This is a genomic window from Pseudomonas sp. J380 (genome assembly GCF_009827115.1).
Lineage (GTDB): Bacteria > Pseudomonadota > Gammaproteobacteria > Pseudomonadales > Pseudomonadaceae > Aquipseudomonas > Aquipseudomonas paracarnis.
Genome location: NZ_CP043060.1, coordinates 4,533,309 through 4,552,261 on the forward strand (window position 1 = coordinate 4,533,309; position 18,953 = coordinate 4,552,261).

The window sequence follows — 18,953 nt, forward strand, 5'->3', positions numbered from 1 at the left end:
GTTTCAGAACGCCGGGTTATCCCGTGCGTGCTTAGCGTAAGATGAAAAGTGCGCCAGCAAAAGCGCACTTTTCTGTGGGATCTAAAGCTTAAATTTGGCTACCAACTGGTTGAAGGATACTGCAAGCCTTGAGAGCTCGTGGCTTGATGCATTTGTCTGATGTGCTCCTGTAGCAGTTTGAGCTGACAAGCTTTGAATGTTGACGAGGTTACGATCTACCTCACGAGCAACCTGTGCCTGTTCTTCTGACGCGCTTGCGATTACCAGATTGCGCTCTGTGATTGCAGCTACACCCTCAGTGATCGATTCAAGTGCGACGCCTGCGGCCTGCGCAAGCTGACGTGTGTTATTTGCCTGGAGCTGACTCTTGCTCATGGTTTCCACTACCGAGGTCGCGCTTGTTTGCGCGGTGTTAATCATCCCCTCAATTTCGATAGTAGAGGACTGGGTGCGATGAGCCAAAGCTCTAACCTCGTCAGCCACCACTGCAAAGCCACGACCTTGTTCGCCTGCTCGAGCAGCTTCAATGGCCGCATTCAAAGCCAGGAGGTTGGTTTGATCAGCAATCGACCTAATAACTTCAAGCACCTTGCTGATTTCTTTCGTCTGATGAGCGAGCTCCTGAACTTGCGAGCTCGACGAATTGATTTCGCCAACCATGTCCTCAATTGCCAGAACCGCTTCTCCAACCTTGCTCTTGCCCGAGATCGCGTTCTGATTGGTACGTTGCGATATTTCTGCGGTAGAAACAGCGTTACGAGCCACCTCGTCGACGGCTGCTGTCATTTCGTTTACGGCGGTAGCAGCCTGTTCAATTTCGCTGTTTTGTTGAGTGAGGCCACGTGTGCTTTCGTCGGTGACCACACTCAACTCTTCTGCAGCGGAAGCCAGCTGATCTGAGGCGCTCGATATATTTTGAATAGTATTCCGAAGGCTCGTCTGCATTTCAGCCAACGAAGACAGCAATTGCCCCGTTTCGTCCTGGCTACCCGGCTCAATACGCTGCGTAAGATCTCCACCTGCAACGCGTTCAGCAGCCGAGACGGCATACGCCAGTGGTCGCGTGATAAGGCGCGTGATCAGAAGGCCTAGGCCCATTGCCAGAACGAAAGCAATCACCATACCCAAAAGCAGCGTAATCCTTGAACTCTGAATCAAGCTTTCACTAGCTATCTGCTGATCATCGGCTTGGTCATTATTGGATGCGATGATTCCTAACATTTCTTTCTCAGCAGCACTATATTTTTCGGTTACATCACCCGCCAGGGCCAGCCTTGCTTGAGGCAGGTCGCCAGCTCGTACAAGGTTGATATATTTCTCGCCTGCTTTGATATATGAAGGCCAGTCAATATCGAACTTATCACTCAAAGCCTTCTCGTCTTCGCGTTGTGGAGTGCTGCGATAAGTGGCGAATGACTTTTCGACAGCTGCCTGGCGATCAGATATAGATTTTTGAGTCGCGGCCAATTCACTCTCAGGAGCATTGCCCGCTTTTTGTGAAAGCAAAAGATAAAGATCTCTATTGTGATAAATTATTTGCTGAAGCGCCTCGTTAACTTTATTAATTGAGGTAATGTTGTTGCTAAATACTGACGAAATCATATCGCCCAGCCGGGAGTTGCCATTCATCCCAACCAACCCAATCGCAACAGTTATCAGTGCACATATCAAAAATGAAACCGACAGCTTTGCCGCAAGGCGTAGATTCAGGAACCAAGTCATAGCATTTCCTCTTAAGTGGGGGTAGATCTGGTTAACCTTGAGGCGTGCCATTGATCAGAAGATCTATCGGCAGACAGGCTCTATTATTGAATCTTATTTGTTACAGGTTGCGTCGATTGATAGTCTTGTAAATTTCAACTCGAACTCTATTTGTATTATTTTTAATAATGATTCGCACTTCTGGTTTTTTTGATTTTAGCCAAAGTCGCAACAATGCTTTTAGTTGAGGTTTGATTCATATCACGAAGGTAGCCCGAGTATGGACAATCAAGGTCTGGTAGGAGGTACATTGCGGGCTCTCAATTGTCTGTTGCGACCGGGCTTCAAGTACAGCAAGGAGGTTCTGCTGATGGATCTGCGACAGCTTGGAGAATTCACCGATGACCTATTCGTTCAGTCACAGCATGTGACGGCTGGCAAGGAGATGAATGTTTTGGATGAAGTTAGTGGTCGATGGGGGAAGGGAGTTCTCCGGCGAGCTGGCCTAGCTAGGCGATACGCAAAGACCTGATGAAGCAGAGTTACACGACGCTCAGGGCTGGGTAGCAGCCCGGTGCGCCCTGGCGATGCTCGAATGATTCTGGAGGTACAGTGCTACCTGCAAGATGGCACCAATGAACGTAAAATCAACACGTTACATGCCGTTAGATTTCCAGTAAATGAGTCAAGCCTAATTCAATTTTTCACATAGCTAAAATCAAGCATCTCTTACCTATTGAAAGTATTCTTCAGTACCAATAGGATGATCCTGCAGCAACTAAAATAATATTAACATCAAGGAGAGATTTTATGGCGCTTAAACCAGGCCCAAAACCGATTGCCAAATCAACCGGCGAAGTTGATAAGCGTCGTCGTGACAATAAAGACACGCAAGGAAATAATCCCGACTTGAAACCTAGCAAGTCTTCAAAAAAATAGGTTTTCGCTGACAGAAGCTACTCTAATGGTGGCTTCTGTCATTGGAGCTTTCAAGAGAATGAATACATAGTCTGTGATTTCGATTTTTGACATTTGCTATGCGTTCTATGAGTACATCATTGGAAACCTTACTGAGCTAGCGAGCCTACTCGCTGCCTTGGAAGCATTCGCGGATGACTGAACCCAATTGCAACGTGCCCCTGCAGGCGGCATTGATTCAGGAGGAAATCCTAGAGATTCTGAAAGACGCCAAGGTGCTAGCGCGCAGATTCTATTGCCTAACCGGCAAGCCGCTGGGCGTCACCGGTGAGGTCGCAGAGTACGAAGCTGCTACTAGACTCGGCCTGTTACTACATCCTGCAAGGCAGGCAGGTTACGACGCTACAGAGACGCTGGAAGATGGCGTCGCGAGAATCCAGATCAAGGGGCGATGTATCCTGAACTCGCAAAAGATTACGGGCCGTATGGGTGCAATTGATCTACGACAACCCTTCGATATTGTGCTCTTGGTGCTGCTTGATTCTGAGTTCAACGCATTTGCAATGTACGAAGCTAGCCGTGCCAAGGTTGAGGCAGCTTTGACCTTGCCAGGCTCCAAAGCTAGAAATGAAAGGGGAGCGCTGGCGATTAGGCAATTCATGTCGATAGCTGCGTTGCGCTGGGCTCGCCATGAGGCCAGCGAATCCGAGAGTCAACTACCCTCCTAGAATTGAACGCTGGTGGTACGTTGCTCTGAGATGCATATTTAATGTCCCCAATACGGCACATTAACCATCACTTTTAGGCTTAATGGCCGTATTTGGGTACATTACGCTGAGCAACGGAATGCGGACAATGATGGCTATAGCCCCTACCTCAGCCAGACCGGCTTCTGTTGTGTAAGCAAAGCCCTGATGGTTTTCGGCATAGTTTCTAAATATCTGTGTAGTAACACTGCGCCATAAAGATTCAATGGTAGTTAGACTTATAGTTTATAAAAGAAAGGCGGTGATGTAGTTCCACGCGCAGAAAAAATAATAATCAATGTGGTTCGCCACGAAGCTAGGTGCCGCGAGCGATAGGAAGTAGTGGACAATGGCTGCGTATAGACAGAAGCACACAGTCCAAGCAAGCCAGTAAACGGTGCGTCCGGACGATATAGGTTTTTCAACCAATCGCCTCCAGTCGTCGGATGACATAAAGTTGTAGATCTTCTTCCGCCATCCTTCTCTACTGCTGTCAGCAAGACTGTTAAAACGCAAGGTTGAAAGAGTGTTGATAACTAGGCTCAATATGAGAAGCACAGAAACACCAAGATACAGAATCGTGGTGGCTGTATCGGCTACGCCTGTAGTCGCTATCGGAGTCTTGAGAGCTAAGACAACACCCGCCACCGCGAAATCACGCCAGAGAGCTGATATTAAATCCCTTGTCGCAGTTTGTGTCTTATTAACCTCGTCCTGCAAACCCTTGCGCAGATCTCCCAGGCTTTTGACAGCCTCCTTGCTCTGATCTTGGAGATGAAAGGCGAACGCTTCCTTGGCCCCCGAGAGGCTATTTTTTAAGAGTGGCGTTGAGCCAGAGGGCCACGTCGTCCCACTGTTCCAGTTGATAGCAATGTGGTTGTTGAAAAGTTGGAATTTCGTTTCACACTCCCTAGGGGTGGAGTAGATCCACTGGCAGGTGTCGTGGAGTGTTTCAAAATTGATATCAGCCCAGTTAATAGGCTGGTCTATAGCTATGGGGAGTGAGCGCCCGCCTCGAAATATTACATGAGTCTCATCATCTTCCTTGCGAATCTCGGCAGGCAAGCAAAAGGAAAGCTTTTCCACAGCCACGCGTTTCCAGGCTGTAAAAGATTCGCTTTCAGCAATTGGCTCAGCAGTCAGCAGCCATGGCTCAAGCGACGGAGGGGTAAGGGAGTGGGTAAGATCCCGTACCATTTTCCAAGGTTTTTCAGGATGTTGAGTGGCGGTCGGTAAATTTTTATCTCCACCCATTTCTTTCACTAGAAACTGATGAGTGGAAAATTCAAAGGTTTCACTTGCAACCCACACGCACATTTTTTTCTGTGAGTTCTGTGCTGAAAATTGGTTTGTTCTCAACCAGTTTTCGAAACCTTTTAAAGTTAGGAAATAACACCAACCATCATCCGCTGGCTTCTCCAAGATGACTGTTAGTCTGTCATTTTCCACATCCTCCAAATCGAAATCCTTGATCTCGATGCTGTCGGAAACTTCTCCAAAAAGCTCTATCTTTCCGATGCCCATAGAACAAACACGCTGGGCAAGATCTTTCAATTCTCGAACAAACCCGGAAGATGTAACGCTCACTTCATCAATTCGAAAAATATGCGTAGTTTCAACCTGCGCAGAACCACCCGACGCCGTAAGTCGCTCAAAGAAGTTGCGAAGTTCCAGCGCTATCTGTTTCATGATTCACGCAAGCGACTTGTACGAATAGTAATAACAGTTTCATCCTTTCCATTTTCAATAGTTAAGCTTCCCTTTGCCCGCGCAGGCATATTTATGGTTATGCCTTCACTTGTTACGTATTTCTTTGCCTCATTGGTAGGTAGCTCTTCCTCATCGTAGGAGAACACCTCACCAGTCAAATTTAGGCTTTCCAATTCTTTGTCGAAGGTCGCCCGGATTTCATCTTGGCCATTGATGCCGAAAAAATCTGTGAAGAATTCGTCGACTTCAAAGTCTTTACGCTTTTTCGCAATCTCAACGACTTTCTCAGCGACCTTCGATGTGATAGCCGGCGGCAGATCACCCAGGTGTGTCCTTACAGTTTTTTTGATTGCCTTAACCAAATCTACCGTCATTTCCTTTGAATTTCGGAGGCGCTCTACTCCCAGGAATTCTTTGAAGAAATCACTGATTCCTGAGCGGCTCATTTTATCAATGATCACTACTTCTGAGTCTTTGGAATCCAAATCAATAAGAGCTGATTTCTGGAGCGCTTTTGGTGATTCAGTAAAGTTGTTGGTAACTGCCTGAAGTATTGCCTGGGCGCCCTTAGTTTCAAATGTAACGACTTTTTCAGAGTCATACTTAATTAACGAATAAAACTTTTTAGCACCTGTAACTAAACCAATTACGATCAATACGCCTGACTTCATACGTTTGTCGCCAAGGCGATGGAACTGTCGAGCCAAACTCTTGGAGATATCGACAAAATTCGACTCGCCCTTCTCCCAACTATTCAATTTAGCCTTTACTTGAGATATTTCAGCGAAAGAAAATTTATTGCCCTTGAGGGTTTCTTTGATGCGGTCAATGAAGAACGGCTCGAAGGTGCTTAAGGGGGTGTCGTCAAACAGGATCGGATCATCGGCTCGATGATGCACCACGTGAAAAATGAAATTCTCGATTTTCAGGGCTTCGATTTCTTTATCCGTAAGAGTGGCCAAGTTAAATCCTCATCCTTGCTGGTGGCGACATGACATTAAGCATTGATGTAAGCACCTTTTCAGCGTTATGCCTAGCGTCCCCCCACAGGGCGTAGCATGCGAATTACTGTATGAATATACACATAGAGAAAGCGGTTGGCTGCCGTTTGCCCCATCCAGGATCAATTGTCCGATGGAAGGCTCACTGGTGGGCGTGTTGAATCCTAGACGCGGGTGGTATGCCCACACCTTGATGTCTTGATGATGTGGATTCTGATAAAGGGGAGCGACCAGAATAGATAGCTCGGCAGGAACAGAGGCGCATCTCAGCTTTCAGTGGCGCTGCGTAGCCGCCTTCAATGTGACAAAGATGCAGGCCTTTTTGGCGCCTTTGGGAAAACCCAGAAACCATCCAGGTAGCGACGCGTCATGTCGTTCATCGCCAGTTTGCGCCCCAGGTTGCCGATGATCAGCCCCGCGACCACCATCGCAATCGGTGCGGACACATGCAGCTCCGAGGCCATGGCCGAGCCGCCGATCACCAGGGCGAGGGTCAGCATGACTTCGATCTGGTGCTGTTCGATGCTCTTGATCATCAGGTACACGAGATAGCCGATCAGCCCGCCAAACAGCACGCCGCCAATGGCTTCGTGGGCAAACAGCATGGCCGTGGCGCTCACGGTGGGCGTCTCACCCAACTGCGCGATACCCAGCAGCACGGTAAACACCACCACGGCGGTGCCGTCATTGAACAGCGATTCGCCGACGATGGTGGTTTTCAGCGGTTTGGAGGCATTGGCGGTCCGTAGCACGCCGAGCACCGCAATGGGATCGGTAGGGGATATCAGGGCACCGAACAGCAGGCAGTAAAGGAAACTCACGTGCCAGCCAAACAGGGCGAAGATGTAGTACGCCAGGCTGCCGATGACCACGGTGGCGATCAATACGCCAAAGGTTGCCAGCAGGCCGATGGGCCAGCGGTAGCTGCGCAAGTCGTTCAAGTTGACGTGCAAGGCGCCGGCGAACAGCAGGAACGACAGCATCCAGTTCATCAGCAAATCGCCGAAGTCGATCTGGCCGATCAACTGCTGGATACGTTCTTCCAGGCCTGGGTAGCCGAGCACGCTCAGGCCTTGCAGGATCAGCGAGAACAACAGTGCGGTGACCATCACGCCAATGGTGGGCGGCAGGCCGATGAAGCGGAAGTTCACATAAGTGAGCAGGGTGGTGAGGCAGATGAAGGCGGCGACAAGTTCAAGCATCCGGGGTCCTTGGAGCAGGGAAATATAGGCGCACGGGGTGCGTCGAATCGGTAGTTAGTATAAACAGGTGCTGTTACATGACGTATCAATTAAGGAGGTTCTGGTGGTAGCGACAGCCCTGGTGCTGGTAGCGGCGCTGTTGCATGCGACGTGGAACACCTTGATCAAGTTCAGTGGCGAGCGCCTTTTAGTCATTGCCTGCATGGACAGTGTGGCACTGCTGTTCGTGGTATTCGCGGTGGGCTTCGTGTCCTGGCCGCCGCTGGACATCTGGCCGTGGATCATTGCTTCTGCGTTGTTTGAGTTGCTCTATCGCTATTTGTTGATCCAGGCCTATCGGGTGGGTGACCTGGGCCTGGTGTATCCGTTGATGCGCGGTTTGTCGCCGCTGGTGGTGCTGGTGCTGACCCTGGTGTTTGCCGGCGAAGTATTGAATACCCAGCAGATTCTGGGGATTCTGCTGATTCCGTTCGGCATGGTGTGCCTGCTGTGGCAGGGCGGCGGCGGTGACCGGTTGCCCTGGTCGATGCTACCGGTGGTGGTATTGATTGGTCTGTGCATCGGCTGCTACACCTTTCTGGACGGGCAGGCGCTGCGGCGCTGGTCGCATCCGCTGGATTATCTGGTGTGGCTGACGCTGATCAGCGCCTGGCCGTTTCCGTTGCTGGCGCTGGTGCGCAAGCGTGCGGCCTTCAGCCTGTTCTGGCGCACCCAGTGGCGGTTGGGCTTGAGCGTGGGGCTGTGCGTGTTGTTGAGCTACGCTTTGGTACTTTGGGCCATGCAGTTGGGCTCGATTGCCGAAGCCGCCGCGCTGCGCGAAGTCAGTGTGATTCTGGTGGTGCTGTTCGGCATGCGTTACTTGAAAGAACCTTTTGGCCGTCCACGGCTCATAGCCTGTGGGTTGGTGTTGATTGGCATGTTGGTGATGAAACTCTAACCGTCGGATAAAACTAAAAGGAATCGGTGATGACAGTCGCTTTATGGTGTGTATTGATCGCAATCTTTCTGCCGTACATTTGCACCGGTGTGGCCAAATTCAGCACAGGCAAGTTCGGGCCACGGGATAACCACGACCCGCGTGCCTTCCTCGATAGCCTGGAAGGCGTCGCCAAGCGTGCTCATAGCGCGCAACTCAACAGTTTCGAAGTGACCCCGGCGTTTGCCGCTGCAGTCATCATTGCGCACCTGGCCGGCAACGCCGAACTGGTGACGATCAACGTGCTGGCAGTGCTGTTTATCACCAGCCGCCTGCTGTACATCATTTGCTACCTGGCGGACTGGGCGATCTTGCGTTCGCTGGTGTGGGCCGTGGGTATGGCGTTGATTGCGAGTTTCTTCTTCGTTTCGATGTAAGGGGTGTTGTAGGAACGAGCTTGCTCGCGAAGAACGTCAACGATAACGCGTGCTTCCTGAGTAAGCGCGGCGCCTGTGCGTTTTTCGCGAGCAAGCTCGCTCCTACAAAAAGCGCCAGCGATTGTCAGGTTCCGGCAGGCGCATCCGGCACCTGGGGCAACGCTGCGCCTTTGGGCCACAGCATCCAGATCTGCCCTTGCTGTTTCATATTCCCCGCCAACTCGCCTGCGGCATTGCCTGTGCCCCAGAACAGATCTGCGCGTACTTCTCCGGTGATTGCGCCGCCGGTATCCTGCGCGGCGACAGGGCGTGCCAGTGGCGTGCCGTCTGGTTTGGTGGTCGACAACCACAACAGGCTGCCCAGCGGAATCACCTTGCGATCCACTGCCACACTGTAGCCGGCGGTCAATGGCACGTTCAGCGAACCGCGTGGGCCTTCGTTGCTGTCGGGGCGGGCACTGAAGAATACGTAGCTGGGGTTGCTCGCCAGCAGTTCTGGAATGCGCTGCGGGTGGGCCTTGGCCCAGGCGCTGATGGCGCCCATGGTCACGTCTTCTTTTTTCAGTTCGCCTTGTTCCACCAGCCAACGGCCAATAGGGCGGTACGGGTAGCCGTTCTGGTCGCCGTAACCCACACGCAGTTGACGCCCGCCGGCCAGTTGAATACGCCCCGAGCCCTGGATTTGCAGGAACTGCAGGTCCATCGGGTCGGTCAGCCAGGCGATCGGCTTGGCGGTGGAGCCTTGGCTGTTGAGAGTGCTGGCGTCGTCATACGGCTTGAGCACACGGCCTTCCAGGCGCCCGCGCAGGCGCTTGCCCTTGAGCTCCGGATAGATGCTGTCGAGGTTGACGACAATCAGGTCGTCCGGCACGCCGTATACCGGCACGTGGGCGGTGGCGGTCTTGGTCAGGCTGCCGGGGTACACCGGCTCGTAATAACCCGTGATCAAGCCGTTTGGCGTGTTGTTGGCCGAACGCAGGCCGAAGACATCCAGGTGTTCCTTGAGAAAGCTACGAACCGCTACGGCATCGCCCGGTACGCTGGCCGCTGTCGCGCAGGTCGGGCCCCAGATCGGGTCGGCCTTGAGGCGCTGGCACGCGCTGCGCCAGGATTCAAACCCGGCGAGCAAGTCGCTGTCGGAAACGCTCGGCAGGGCTTCCCACGGTGCGCTCACATAGGTGGCAACGGCGTGAGGTTTGGTTGGCTCCTGGGCAACTTCTTTATCGGTGTCTTTACCGGCATCGCAGCCGGCCAGTAGCGCGAACAATGGCAGAGCCCAAGCCAGGCGGCGGCCCCAGGGTTTGAAGGTGACATTCATGCAAGCAATTCCTGAAACGATTGCCCGCGCTTCACTGCATCCGGGCAACCTTATTATTAATAGGGCTATTGGTCTTTGTGGGCGGTGCGAGGATACTGGCCGCCGTTTCCCGTGACCTTGAAGCCATGATGATGTTAAAAAAACTGACCGTTGTATTGCTGGCCTGCCTGGCTTTGTCTGCCTGTGGCGGTGTTGATCCCAATTCCCCTCTGGGCCAGCGCAAGGCGATCTTCAAGCAGATGCTCAAGACCGGTGAAGACCTGGGCGGCATGCTGCGCGGACGTATCCCATTTGATGGCGCCAAGTTCGCCGAGGGTGCGGTCAAGCTGGACGCGTTGTCCCATGAACCGTGGAAACATTTCCCGAGCGTACGCGAAGAAGACCACACCAGTGCCAAAGATGATGTGTGGCAAAAACAGGCGCAGTTCCAGCAACTGGCCCGCGAACTTGAGGCGGCCACCGGTGAATTGGTGATCGCCAGCCAGGTGCAACCTTATAAAGCCAGTAGCCTTCAACCTGCGGTGCAAAAAGTTGAAGATGCCTGTAGCGCCTGCCATAAACAGTTCCGCGATCATTGATCGGTTTTACTGGTCGAGTTCTTCCACTGCGTCCTGCAGCTCTTTACGCGAGTCGGCCAGTTTCTCCTTACGCTTGTTGATCTTGTCCGGGTCGCCTTTTTTCATGGCTTTGTCGAGGTCGGCCTGACGGCGGCTGACTTCGTGCTTGGCGTCGAGCACCTTGTTTTCACGTTCTTTCTTCAAGCCGGCATCGGTGCAGTGGGCGGTAACTTCGGCCAGGGCTTTTTCCAGGCCAGCCTGTTGCGCGCTGTTGCCGTGGGCCTTGGCTTGTTCGATCTGGCTGCTGATGGCCTGGCGCTTGGCGGCGCAGCCGGTGAGGGGTTGTGCGTCTTCGGCGGCCAACAGCGGCGTGGCCATGAAGCTCGCGAAGGTCAGCAAGGCAAAGGGGGCGAGAAATTTCATATAAGACTCCAGGTTCGCAATCAGGTGGCGGAGGGGATCAAAACCCATCTATCCCGGCTCCGCGTAATGTTTCAGCCAAGGCTTGTACCTGCGGGTCGCGAAAAAAAGCGCTGAGTTGCGCCGCGCGTCCCGGGCCGATGCCATCTGAGGCCAGCCAGGCTTGAGTGTCTTTGGCGACCAGCGTCTGCCAGTCTCCTTCCAGGTTGTTGCGCGCCGCCGGCGGCACGCCCAAGGCCTTGAGCCATAGTGAAAAAGGGCGTTGCCGGGCGCTTTGAATACTGTCGAGCACCCGCGCACGGGTACGCTCGCCTAAGCCCTCAATGGTAGCAAGCTCGGCCGCATCAAGTGTCAACCAATCGAGAAAGCCTGCGATTAGACCGGCCTGGATCAATACGTTCCAGGTTTCGCGCCCCATGTGGGGCAAGGCCAGGCCGTGTTTACCGCTCAGCCAGGTGAGGCGGGCGAGCAGTTGGTCTTCGCAGCCAGGGTCCAGTTGCCAGCAGCTCAAGGCGTGGAAGTCTTGAGCGTTGGGTACCTGCACGTCCACGCGTGTCTCGTTGCGCAGGATCACCTCGTCCAGTCGCGGTATGACCTGGCCCGCCAGGCTGATCGACACGTGATCGCCGGGGCGGATATCCAGGGCTTGCCAGCGTTTCAGAGAGCCGACGCTCACTCGGCTGATCTGCCGATCATCCAGCCGTACGGGCTCCAATTCGAGGATAGGTGTAATACGCCCGGTACGTCCCACCCTGAACTCGACCTTGCGCACCAGGGCCAGTGCCTTGATAGCCGGGTACTTCCAGGCAACCGACCAGTAGGGCGCACTGGCTTGCCAGCGCTCGGCGGGCGCTCGCGCAGCCTGGTGCAGCACCACGCCGTCGCTGGCGAAGGGTAATGGCGCGTTGTACCAATGCGTGCGCCAATGCGCAGCTTCGCTGATGGTGCTGACGGGTTGGCTGTACTGTTGGCTATCGGTGAAGCCCCAGCGCGCCAAGGTGGCAAGGTGTTCGGTGAAGTCCGTCGGGCCGTCTGGCCACGCCCAGACGAACAGGCCGATCCCGGCAGCCTCGGCATCGCTCAACCGACGACGGTTCATCAGGCCAGCCACTTTGCTGCGTGCATTGAGCCCGCCCTTGAGCGATTGCACATGGTGGTTGAGGCGCCAATAGAGTTCGCCTTGCAGCACCACATCAACGGCGTCGGGCAACTGTTGGACAATGCCGGGGATCTTGACGGCGGAGGCTGACCAATCGTGGCCAAGCAGGCCGTCGCCCCGACTGATGAGCTGATGCAAGCGGCCCTGGCGATACACCAGTGTCACCGCAACGCCATCGACCTTGGGTTGGACCCAGACATCCTGTCGAGTGCTGAGCCAGTCACTGACGGCCGGCTCGCTCGGCAGCTTTTGCAGGCCAGTGTGTGCGGCCGGGTGAGGTAAGGTACCGCGCGCACTGGCCAGCGGGTTATCAGGCTTGGGTGTCTGCTCGCGAGTGCATTCTTGCCAATGCGCCAGGCGTCTGCGGGCCTGGTCGTAGAGCTCATCGCTGATCAGGGCTTGGCCCTGTCGATGGTAGCTGTCGTCCCACTGCTGGATTTGCCTGGACAGGGTTTCCAGCTGTGAGTGAACGTCATCGGGGCAGGTTTCGGCCCAGGCCCAGGCGGGTGCGGCGCTTATGAGAACAGCCAGTAATACGTGCATCATGAGCATCCTTGCTCGAAAAGGGGGGCCAGCCTAAGTGATCCGCGCGCCCACAAAAAAGCCCCGACCGAGCGGGGCTTTTTACCGGGTGTTTCTGTTTACTTGAACAGGCCGCCCAAGGCCTTCACAGCATCATTGTTTTCAGCCTTGGCCTGCTGCTTCTGCTGCTTGGCGTCGACTTTTGCCTGGCTGTCGGCGAGTTTGTTGCAAGCTTTGTTGACCTGCTCCAACGCAGTCTCATACGCCCGCACTTTCAGCAGATCGTTCTTGGCATTGGCCGCGTCGATCTTGGCTTGCAGGTCTTTGGGTTGCTGCTGGCAGTCGCCGGCATTGCCGCCACCGAGCTGGGCACTCAGGGCACCGCTCAAAGCGTTCAGGTCAGCGGCCTGGGCCGACAGGGTGAACAGGCTGAGCAGAAGGGCGGCAGGGGTGAGCGTGGAAATGCGCATGAAAACCTCAATGTTCGATTGCCTGCGCGCTTATCCATCCCGGGCGGGCGCAGTGCAATATCCAAATAAGGTGAAGGGCCCGAGAGGGCGCGGATTCTAGTGGGCCATCATTTGGCCTGCAAGCCTTGGATCCAAAAAAGCCCGAAGTGTTCCTGCAGGCAACAAAAAGCCCCGCCAGGCAGACCTGGCGGGGCTCTATTTACCGCGAACGATTACAGGCCGGCGGCGGTACGCAGGTCGTTGGCGCGGTCGGTTTTTTCCCAAGTGAAGGTGCTGAAGGTGTCATCACCCACAGTCTTCTGCGCAGGGGTGCGGCCGAAGTGGCCGTAGGCTGCGGTTTCCTGGTACATCGGGTGCAGCAGGTCGAGCATGGTGGTGATTGCGTAAGGGCGCAGGTCGAAGATCTCACGCACCAGCTTGACGATCTTGTCATCGCTGATCTTGCCGGTGCCGAAGGTGTTCAGCGAGATCGACGTAGGCTGGGCCACGCCAATGGCGTAGGAAACCTGGATTTCGCAGCGCTCGGCCAGGCCGGCAGCCACGATGTTCTTGGCCACATAACGACCGGCGTAAGCCGCAGAGCGGTCAACCTTGGAAGGGTCCTTGCCGGAGAATGCACCACCGCCGTGACGGGCCATGCCGCCGTAGCTGTCGACGATGATCTTGCGGCCGGTCAGGCCGCAGTCGCCCACGGGGCCACCGATGATGAACTGGCCGGTCGGGTTGATGTGGAACTGGGTGTCCTTGGTCAGCAGTTCGGCAGGCAACACATGCTTGACGATCAGCTCCATCACGCCTTCACGCAGGTCGGCGTAGGACACGTCCGGGTTGTGCTGGGTCGACAGTACGACGGCGTCGATGCCCACGACTTTGCCGCCTTCGTAGCGGCAGGTCACCTGGGACTTGGCGTCAGGGCGCAGCCATGGCAGTACGCCGGATTTACGCGCCTCGGCCTGGCGTTGTACCAGCTGGTGCGAGAAGGTAATCGGCGCGGGCATCAGTACGTCGGTTTCGTTGCTGGCGTAGCCGAACATCAGGCCCTGGTCGCCGGCGCCCTGGTCTTCAGGCTTGGCCCGGTCAACGCCCTGGTTGATGTCCGGGGACTGCTTGCCGATGATGTTCATCACACCGCAGGTTGCGCCGTCAAAGCCGACGTCGGAGCTGTTGTAGCCAATGTCGGTGATTACGTCACGCACGATCTGCTCCAGGTCGACCCAGGCAGTGGTGGTAACTTCGCCGGCGATGATCGCCACGCCCGTTTTCACCAGCGTCTCGCACGCCACACGGGCGAACTTGTCTTCAGCGATGATAGCGTCCAGCACCGCGTCAGAAATCTGGTCGGCGATTTTGTCCGGATGCCCTTCAGACACGGACTCGGAGGTGAAAAGGGAGTATTCGCTCATCTCGATGTTTTCCTGATATTTACCGATGGTGAGTGTCGCCAGCCGGTCGCTGAAAATGGCGGACCTGAATCTGGAAACCATTACGTAAACCTACATAGAGGCTTTCCCCGGGAACGAGTCCCGCAGCGGTGGCCCAACGGGCCAGATCGTCCTGTTCAAAACCCAGCCAGAGATCACCGCAGGCCTCCTTGGCCCAATTCTGGTTGTGGCTGCATAAATCCGTAACCAGGAGGCTACCGCCGGGGTGCAGCAACCCGGCCATTTGCTTGAGAGCTTCTGCCGGTGCGGCGAAATGGTGCAAGACCATGTTCAGCACCACGCAATCGGCTCGCAGGCCGGTGTCACTCAGGGCGTCGGCCAACTGCAGGCGCACATTTCCCAAGGCTTCGCGCTCACAGAGTTGGCGCGCCAGTTCAAGCATCGCCGGGCTGTTATCCAGCGCGGTCACCTGCTCGAAGCGGCGCGCCAGTTCGGGCAGGAAACCGCCGTCGCCAGGGCCGACTTCCAAGGCCGTGGCCTCTTCACTGAAGCTCAGCTTGTCCAGCAGCGCCAGTACGCTTTCGCGGTACTGTGCCAAGCCGGCGATCAGATCCTGCTGGGCGCGAAACTTATCGGCCACCCGTGAGAAAAAATCCTGGCTGGCGGCGGCGCGTTGCCCGTGCACCTGGCCGATACGCGATTGCACATCGCCGGGCAGGCACAAGTTATCCACTTCTTCGAGCAGGGCAGCGTGTAATTTGCCGCCAAGCAGTTCGGTATGGGGCAGTGCACGCCGGTAGAAAATCGCATTACCTTCGCGACGGGTGGCCACCAGGTCGGCCTGGGCCAGCACCTTCAAATGGTGGCTCATGCCGGACTGGCCGATGGCGAAGATCTGCGCCAGCTCCAGTACTCCGAAAGAATCGTTGGCCAGTGCGCGCAGTACGTTCAAGCGCAACGGATCGCCAGCGGCCTTGCACAAGGCAGCCAGTTCATCGCCGTCGTCAGGACGCAGGGAGGGCACGGGTAGGTTCATAAGGCCAGCAGTCTAGTGACGGGTGTAGATCCTCGCAAGGCCAATATCAAAAAGTTTTGATATTGAACGATAAGTGGCGGTTATAAGCCGTCGCTATAACCTTAAGACGAACCGGTTAAAGGTTTCTGCAAGGGATTGATGCCCAAAGCACAGGAAAAACGCCCTCAAGTGACTATCTGTCATTGCCCGCAGGCGGTGGCTGAGGGAAAATGCCGGTCCTTTTTTCCGTTTCTTTTCAGCAAACTCCAGGAGATCAGCGATGCCCAGCCGTCGTGAGCGTGCCAACGCCATTCGTGCCCTCAGCATGGATGCCGTGCAAAAAGCCAACAGCGGCCATCCCGGTGCCCCGATGGGCATGGCGGATATCGCCGAGGTACTTTGGCGTGACTACCTGAAACACAACCCGAGCAACCCGTCGTTCGCCGACCGTGACCGCTTCGTGCTGTCCAACGGCCACGGCTCGATGCTGATTTATTCGCTGCTGCACCTGACCGGCTACGATGTCACCATCGACGACCTCAAGAGCTTCCGTCAGCTGCACAGCCGCACCCCGGGCCACCCGGAATTCGGCTACACCCCGGGCGTCGAGACCACCACCGGTCCCCTGGGCCAAGGCCTGGCCAATGCGGTTGGTTTCGCCCTGGCGGAAAAAGTCCTGGGCGCGCAGTTCAACCGCCCCGGCCACGACATCGTTGACCACCACACCTACGTATTCCTGGGTGATGGCTGCATGATGGAAGGCATCTCCCACGAAGTCGCTTCCCTGGCCGGTACCCTGGGCCTGGGCAAGCTGATTGCCTTCTACGATGACAACGGCATCTCCATCGACGGTGAAGTCGAAGGCTGGTTCACCGACGACACGCCAAAGCGTTTCGAAGCCTACAACTGGCAGGTGATCCGCAACGTCGACGGCCACGATCCGGAAGAAATCAAGATCGCCATCGACACCGCTCGCAAGAGCGCGCAGCCAACCCTGATCTGCTGCAAGACCACCATCGGTTTCGGCTCGCCGAACAAGCAAGGTAAAGAAGACTGCCACGGCGCCCCACTGGGTGACGCGGAAATCGCCCTGACCCGCGAAGCGCTGAAGTGGAACCACGGCCCGTTCGAAATCCCGGCCGACATCTACGCCGAATGGGATGCCAAGGAAAAAGGCCTGGCGGCTGAATCCGAGTGGGACCAGCGTTTCGCTGCGTACTCCGCCGAATTCCCTGAATTGGCCAACGAGCTGGTACGCCGCCTGGCCGGTGACCTGCCTGCCGACTTCTCGGAAAAGGCCTCGGCCTACATCGCTGAAGTCGCGGCCAAGGGCGAGACCATCGCCAGCCGTAAAGCCAGCCAGAACACCCTGAACGCCTTTGGCCCGTTGCTGCCTGAGTTCCTCGGCGGTTCGGCTGACCTGGCCGGTTCCAACCTGACCCTGTGGAAGGGGTGCAAAGGTGTCTCGGCCGAAGACGCCAGCGGCAACTACATGTACTACGGCGTGCGCGAGTTCGGCATGAGCGCCATCATGAACGGCGTGTCCCTGCACGGCGGCATGGTGCCTTACGGCGCGACCTTCCTGATGTTCATGGAATACGCACGTAACGCCGTACGTATGGCGGCGCTGATGAAGAAGCGCGTGATCCACGTCTACACCCACGACTCCATCGGCCTGGGCGAAGACGGCCCGACGCACCAGCCGGTCGAGCAACTGACCAGCCTGCGCACCACGCCGAACCTGGATTGCTGGCGCCCAGCCGATGCGGTGGAATCCGCCGTGGCCTGGAAGCACGCCATCGAGCGCAAGGATGGCCCTTCGGCGCTGATCTTCTCGCGTCAGAACCTGCAGCACCAGGTGCGTACCGACGCGCAGATCGCCGACATCAGCCGTGGCGGTTATGTGCTCAAGGACTGCATCGGCGAGCCGGAGCTGATCCTGATCTCCACCGGTTCCGAAGTGGGCCTGACCGTTCAGGCGTACGACAAGCTGACCGAGCAAGGCCGCAACGTTCGCGTTGTGTCCATGCCGTGCACCAGCGTGTTCGAAGCCCAGGACGCCGGCTACAAGCAATCGGTGTTGCCGTTGCAGGTCAGTGCGCGTATCGCCATCGAGGCGGCTCACGCCGACTACTGGTACAAGTACGTGGGCCTGGAAGGCCGTGTGATCGGCATGACCACCTACGGTGAGTCGGCGCCGGCGCCAGCGTTGTTCGAAGAGTTCGGTTTCACCCTGGAAAACATCCTGGGTCAGGCTGAAGAGTTGCTGGAAGACTAAGTCAGTCTGCGTTGTCTGTACTGGCGCCATCGCGGGCAAGCCCGCTCCCACATTTGGATCACGGTCCACTGTGGGAGCGGGCTTGCCCGCGATGGCGCCAGTACATTCATCACTGAACTAACCTTGATCGAGAACCCCATGCCCCAACCGCGTCCCTACAAAGTTGCACTCAACGGCTACGGCCGCATTGGTCGTTGCGTCTTGCGTGCTCTGTTCGAGCGAGGGGCGGCGGCCGGGTTTGAAATTGTCGCGATCAATGATTTGGCCGACATGGCCAGCATCGAATACCTGACACGCTTTGACTCCACCCACGGCCGCTTCCCTGGCGAAGTGCGGGTTGAAGGCGATTGTCTGCATATCAATGGCAACTGCGTGCAAGTGTTGCGCAGTGCCACCCCCGAAGGCATCGACTGGAAAGCACTGGGCGTCGACCTGGTGCTGGAATGCTCCGGTGTCTATCACACCCGTGCCGATGGCCAGCGTTTTCTCGACGCCGGCGCACCGCGTGTGCTGTTTTCCCAGCCGATGGCCAGCGAGGCGGATGTCGACGCCACCATCGTCTACGGCATCAACCAGGATTGCCTGACCGGCGATGAGCTGCTGGTGTCCAACGCGTCGTGTACCACCAACTGCAGCGTGCCGTTGTTACGCCTGCTGGACCAGGCGATCGGCCTGGATTACGTGTCGATCACCACGATTCACTCGGCGATGAACGACCAGCCGGTCATCGACGCCTATCACCACGAAGACCTGCGCCGCACGCGTTCGGCGTTTCAGTCAGTGATTCCGGTGTCCACCGGCCTGGCGCGCGGCATCGAGCGACTGCTGCCGGAACTTGCCGGGCGAATCCAGGCCAAAGCCGTACGGGTGCCGACGGTGAATGTGTCTTGCCTGGATATCACCATGCAAACCGTCAGTGACACTGACGCGGCCGAGGTCAACCGAATCCTGCGCGACGCCGCCACCAGCGGCCCGCTCAAAGGTCTGTTGGCCTACACCGAGTTGCCCCACGCCAGTTGCGATTTCAACCATGACCCGCATTCGGCGATTGTCGATGCCAGCCAGACCCGCGTTTCCGGCCCCAGGCTGGTGAACATCCTGGCCTGGTTCGACAACGAATGGGGCTTTGCCAACCGCATGCTGGATGTTGCCGAACACTATCTGCACATCGCTTCTAAACAACCTCAACAGTAATTCAGGA

At 56.1% G+C, this 18,953-nt stretch carries 16 protein-coding genes and 2 pseudogenes; 7 read left to right on the forward strand and 11 right to left on the reverse strand.

What is annotated here, in order from left to right:
- Positions 1 to 81: 81 nt before the first annotated feature.
- Entirely contained in the window at positions 82 to 945 is an 864-nt protein-coding gene (locus FXO12_RS29445) for a methyl-accepting chemotaxis protein (protein ID WP_372241998.1), read from the reverse strand.
- A 42-nt stretch (positions 946 to 987) separates the two neighbouring features.
- A pseudogene (locus FXO12_RS29450) lies at positions 988 to 1,773 on the reverse strand (MCP four helix bundle domain-containing protein); the annotation flags it as partial.
- A gap of 738 nt (positions 1,774 to 2,511) precedes the next feature.
- Between FXO12_RS29450 and FXO12_RS29095 the strand changes: the two are divergent.
- Together FXO12_RS29095 and FXO12_RS20475 are read left to right on the forward strand one after the other, a co-directional pair.
- Positions 2,512 to 2,640, forward strand: a complete 129-nt coding sequence (locus FXO12_RS29095; RefSeq protein WP_256214295.1) for a hypothetical protein — start codon at positions 2,512 to 2,514, stop codon at positions 2,638 to 2,640.
- Between the two features lie 173 nt (positions 2,641 to 2,813).
- Positions 2,814 to 3,347 (forward strand): hypothetical protein, encoded by a 534-nt coding sequence (locus FXO12_RS20475; protein WP_160049736.1) that lies wholly within the window; start codon positions 2,814 to 2,816, stop codon positions 3,345 to 3,347.
- A gap of 264 nt (positions 3,348 to 3,611) precedes the next feature.
- Here the strand turns inward: FXO12_RS20475 and FXO12_RS20480 are convergent, their stop codons facing one another.
- The 3 genes and pseudogenes from FXO12_RS20480 to FXO12_RS20490 form a co-directional block, all read right to left on the reverse strand.
- Positions 3,612 to 5,054 carry a hypothetical protein gene (locus tag FXO12_RS20480; RefSeq protein WP_047338026.1) on the reverse strand — a complete coding sequence of 481 codons (1,443 nt, stop codon included), beginning with the start codon at positions 5,052 to 5,054 and terminating at the stop codon, positions 3,612 to 3,614.
- Positions 5,051 to 6,037 carry a nucleoid-associated protein gene (locus tag FXO12_RS20485; protein WP_032894897.1) on the reverse strand — a complete coding sequence of 329 codons (987 nt, stop codon included), beginning with the start codon at positions 6,035 to 6,037 and terminating at the stop codon, positions 5,051 to 5,053. The genes FXO12_RS20480 and FXO12_RS20485 overlap by 4 nt, the downstream gene beginning before the upstream one ends.
- A gap of 380 nt (positions 6,038 to 6,417) precedes the next feature.
- A pseudogene (locus tag FXO12_RS20490) lies at positions 6,418 to 7,278 on the reverse strand (cation:proton antiporter); the annotation flags it as partial.
- Positions 7,279 to 7,381: 103 nt separating this feature from the next.
- On the opposite strand from FXO12_RS20490, the gene FXO12_RS20495 reads away from it, so the two are divergent.
- Entirely contained in the window at positions 7,382 to 8,215 is an 834-nt protein-coding gene (locus tag FXO12_RS20495; protein WP_054899037.1) for an EamA family transporter, read from the forward strand.
- Between the two features lie 29 nt (positions 8,216 to 8,244).
- Positions 8,245 to 8,631 (forward strand): MAPEG family protein, encoded by a 387-nt coding sequence (locus FXO12_RS20500; protein WP_034128911.1) that lies wholly within the window; start codon positions 8,245 to 8,247, stop codon positions 8,629 to 8,631.
- Between the two features lie 124 nt (positions 8,632 to 8,755).
- On the opposite strand, the gene FXO12_RS20505 is transcribed toward FXO12_RS20500, so the two are convergent.
- Positions 8,756 to 9,949, reverse strand: a complete 1,194-nt coding sequence (locus FXO12_RS20505) for a murein transglycosylase A (RefSeq protein WP_057976500.1) — start codon at positions 9,947 to 9,949, stop codon at positions 8,756 to 8,758.
- A gap of 128 nt (positions 9,950 to 10,077) precedes the next feature.
- Here FXO12_RS20505 and FXO12_RS20510 point away from each other — a divergent pair, with 128 nt between their 5' ends.
- On the forward strand, positions 10,078 to 10,527 hold the full coding sequence (locus tag FXO12_RS20510; protein ID WP_034128909.1) for a cytochrome c: 450 nt from the start codon (positions 10,078 to 10,080) through the stop codon (positions 10,525 to 10,527).
- Between the two features lie 6 nt (positions 10,528 to 10,533).
- On the opposite strand, the gene FXO12_RS20515 is transcribed toward FXO12_RS20510, so the two are convergent.
- The 5 genes from FXO12_RS20515 to FXO12_RS20535 all read right to left on the reverse strand — a co-directional run bounded on the left by FXO12_RS20515 (position 10,534) and on the right by FXO12_RS20535 (position 15,495).
- Complete coding sequence (locus FXO12_RS20515) at positions 10,534 to 10,929, reverse strand: DUF1090 domain-containing protein (protein ID WP_034129072.1); 396 nt, start codon at positions 10,927 to 10,929, stop codon at positions 10,534 to 10,536.
- Positions 10,930 to 10,966: 37 nt separating this feature from the next.
- Positions 10,967 to 12,631 carry an NAD-dependent DNA ligase LigB gene (gene ligB, locus FXO12_RS20520; RefSeq protein ID WP_057976502.1) on the reverse strand — a complete coding sequence of 555 codons (1,665 nt, stop codon included), beginning with the start codon at positions 12,629 to 12,631 and terminating at the stop codon, positions 10,967 to 10,969.
- A gap of 95 nt (positions 12,632 to 12,726) precedes the next feature.
- Positions 12,727 to 13,077 carry a DUF1090 family protein gene (locus tag FXO12_RS20525; protein WP_160049737.1) on the reverse strand — a complete coding sequence of 117 codons (351 nt, stop codon included), beginning with the start codon at positions 13,075 to 13,077 and terminating at the stop codon, positions 12,727 to 12,729.
- A 212-nt stretch (positions 13,078 to 13,289) separates the two neighbouring features.
- Positions 13,290 to 14,480, reverse strand: coding sequence for a methionine adenosyltransferase (gene metK / locus FXO12_RS20530; RefSeq protein WP_003194964.1), 1,191 nt, complete (start codon positions 14,478 to 14,480; stop codon positions 13,290 to 13,292).
- Between the two features lie 19 nt (positions 14,481 to 14,499).
- Entirely contained in the window at positions 14,500 to 15,495 is a 996-nt protein-coding gene (locus FXO12_RS20535; protein WP_054899040.1) for a metalloregulator ArsR/SmtB family transcription factor, read from the reverse strand.
- Positions 15,496 to 15,754: 259 nt separating this feature from the next.
- Here FXO12_RS20535 and tkt point away from each other — a divergent pair, with 259 nt between their 5' ends.
- Together tkt and epd are read left to right on the forward strand one after the other, a co-directional pair.
- Complete coding sequence (tkt, locus tag FXO12_RS20540; RefSeq protein ID WP_057976506.1) at positions 15,755 to 17,752, forward strand: transketolase; 1,998 nt, start codon at positions 15,755 to 15,757, stop codon at positions 17,750 to 17,752.
- A gap of 138 nt (positions 17,753 to 17,890) precedes the next feature.
- Positions 17,891 to 18,946 carry an erythrose-4-phosphate dehydrogenase gene (gene epd / locus FXO12_RS20545; protein ID WP_003194958.1) on the forward strand — a complete coding sequence of 352 codons (1,056 nt, stop codon included), beginning with the start codon at positions 17,891 to 17,893 and terminating at the stop codon, positions 18,944 to 18,946.
- Positions 18,947 to 18,953: the final 7 nt, after the last annotated feature.

What these genes read in the sequence shown, in the direction of transcription:
- FXO12_RS29445 (WP_372241998.1), bottom strand. Translation starts at nt 945, where the DNA reads ATGCAGACGAGCCTTCGGAATACTATTCAAAATATATCGAGCGCCTCA.
- FXO12_RS29095 (WP_256214295.1), top strand. Translation starts at nt 2,512, where the DNA reads ATGGCGCTTAAACCAGGCCCAAAACCGATTGCCAAATCAACCGGCGAA.
- FXO12_RS20475 (WP_160049736.1), top strand. Translation starts at nt 2,814, where the DNA reads ATGACTGAACCCAATTGCAACGTGCCCCTGCAGGCGGCATTGATTCAG.
- FXO12_RS20480 (WP_047338026.1), bottom strand. Translation starts at nt 5,054, where the DNA reads ATGAAACAGATAGCGCTGGAACTTCGCAACTTCTTTGAGCGACTTACG.
- FXO12_RS20500 (WP_034128911.1), top strand. Translation starts at nt 8,245, where the DNA reads ATGACAGTCGCTTTATGGTGTGTATTGATCGCAATCTTTCTGCCGTAC.
- FXO12_RS20505 (WP_057976500.1), bottom strand. Translation starts at nt 9,949, where the DNA reads ATGAATGTCACCTTCAAACCCTGGGGCCGCCGCCTGGCTTGGGCTCTG.
- FXO12_RS20510 (WP_034128909.1), top strand. Translation starts at nt 10,078, where the DNA reads ATGATGTTAAAAAAACTGACCGTTGTATTGCTGGCCTGCCTGGCTTTG.
- FXO12_RS20515 (WP_034129072.1), bottom strand. Translation starts at nt 10,929, where the DNA reads ATGAAATTTCTCGCCCCCTTTGCCTTGCTGACCTTCGCGAGCTTCATG.
- ligB (WP_057976502.1), bottom strand. Translation starts at nt 12,631, where the DNA reads ATGATGCACGTATTACTGGCTGTTCTCATAAGCGCCGCACCCGCCTGG.
- FXO12_RS20525 (WP_160049737.1), bottom strand. Translation starts at nt 13,077, where the DNA reads ATGCGCATTTCCACGCTCACCCCTGCCGCCCTTCTGCTCAGCCTGTTC.
- metK (WP_003194964.1), bottom strand. Translation starts at nt 14,480, where the DNA reads ATGAGCGAATACTCCCTTTTCACCTCCGAGTCCGTGTCTGAAGGGCAT.
- FXO12_RS20535 (WP_054899040.1), bottom strand. Translation starts at nt 15,495, where the DNA reads ATGAACCTACCCGTGCCCTCCCTGCGTCCTGACGACGGCGATGAACTG.
- tkt (WP_057976506.1), top strand. Translation starts at nt 15,755, where the DNA reads ATGCCCAGCCGTCGTGAGCGTGCCAACGCCATTCGTGCCCTCAGCATG.
- epd (WP_003194958.1), top strand. Translation starts at nt 17,891, where the DNA reads ATGCCCCAACCGCGTCCCTACAAAGTTGCACTCAACGGCTACGGCCGC.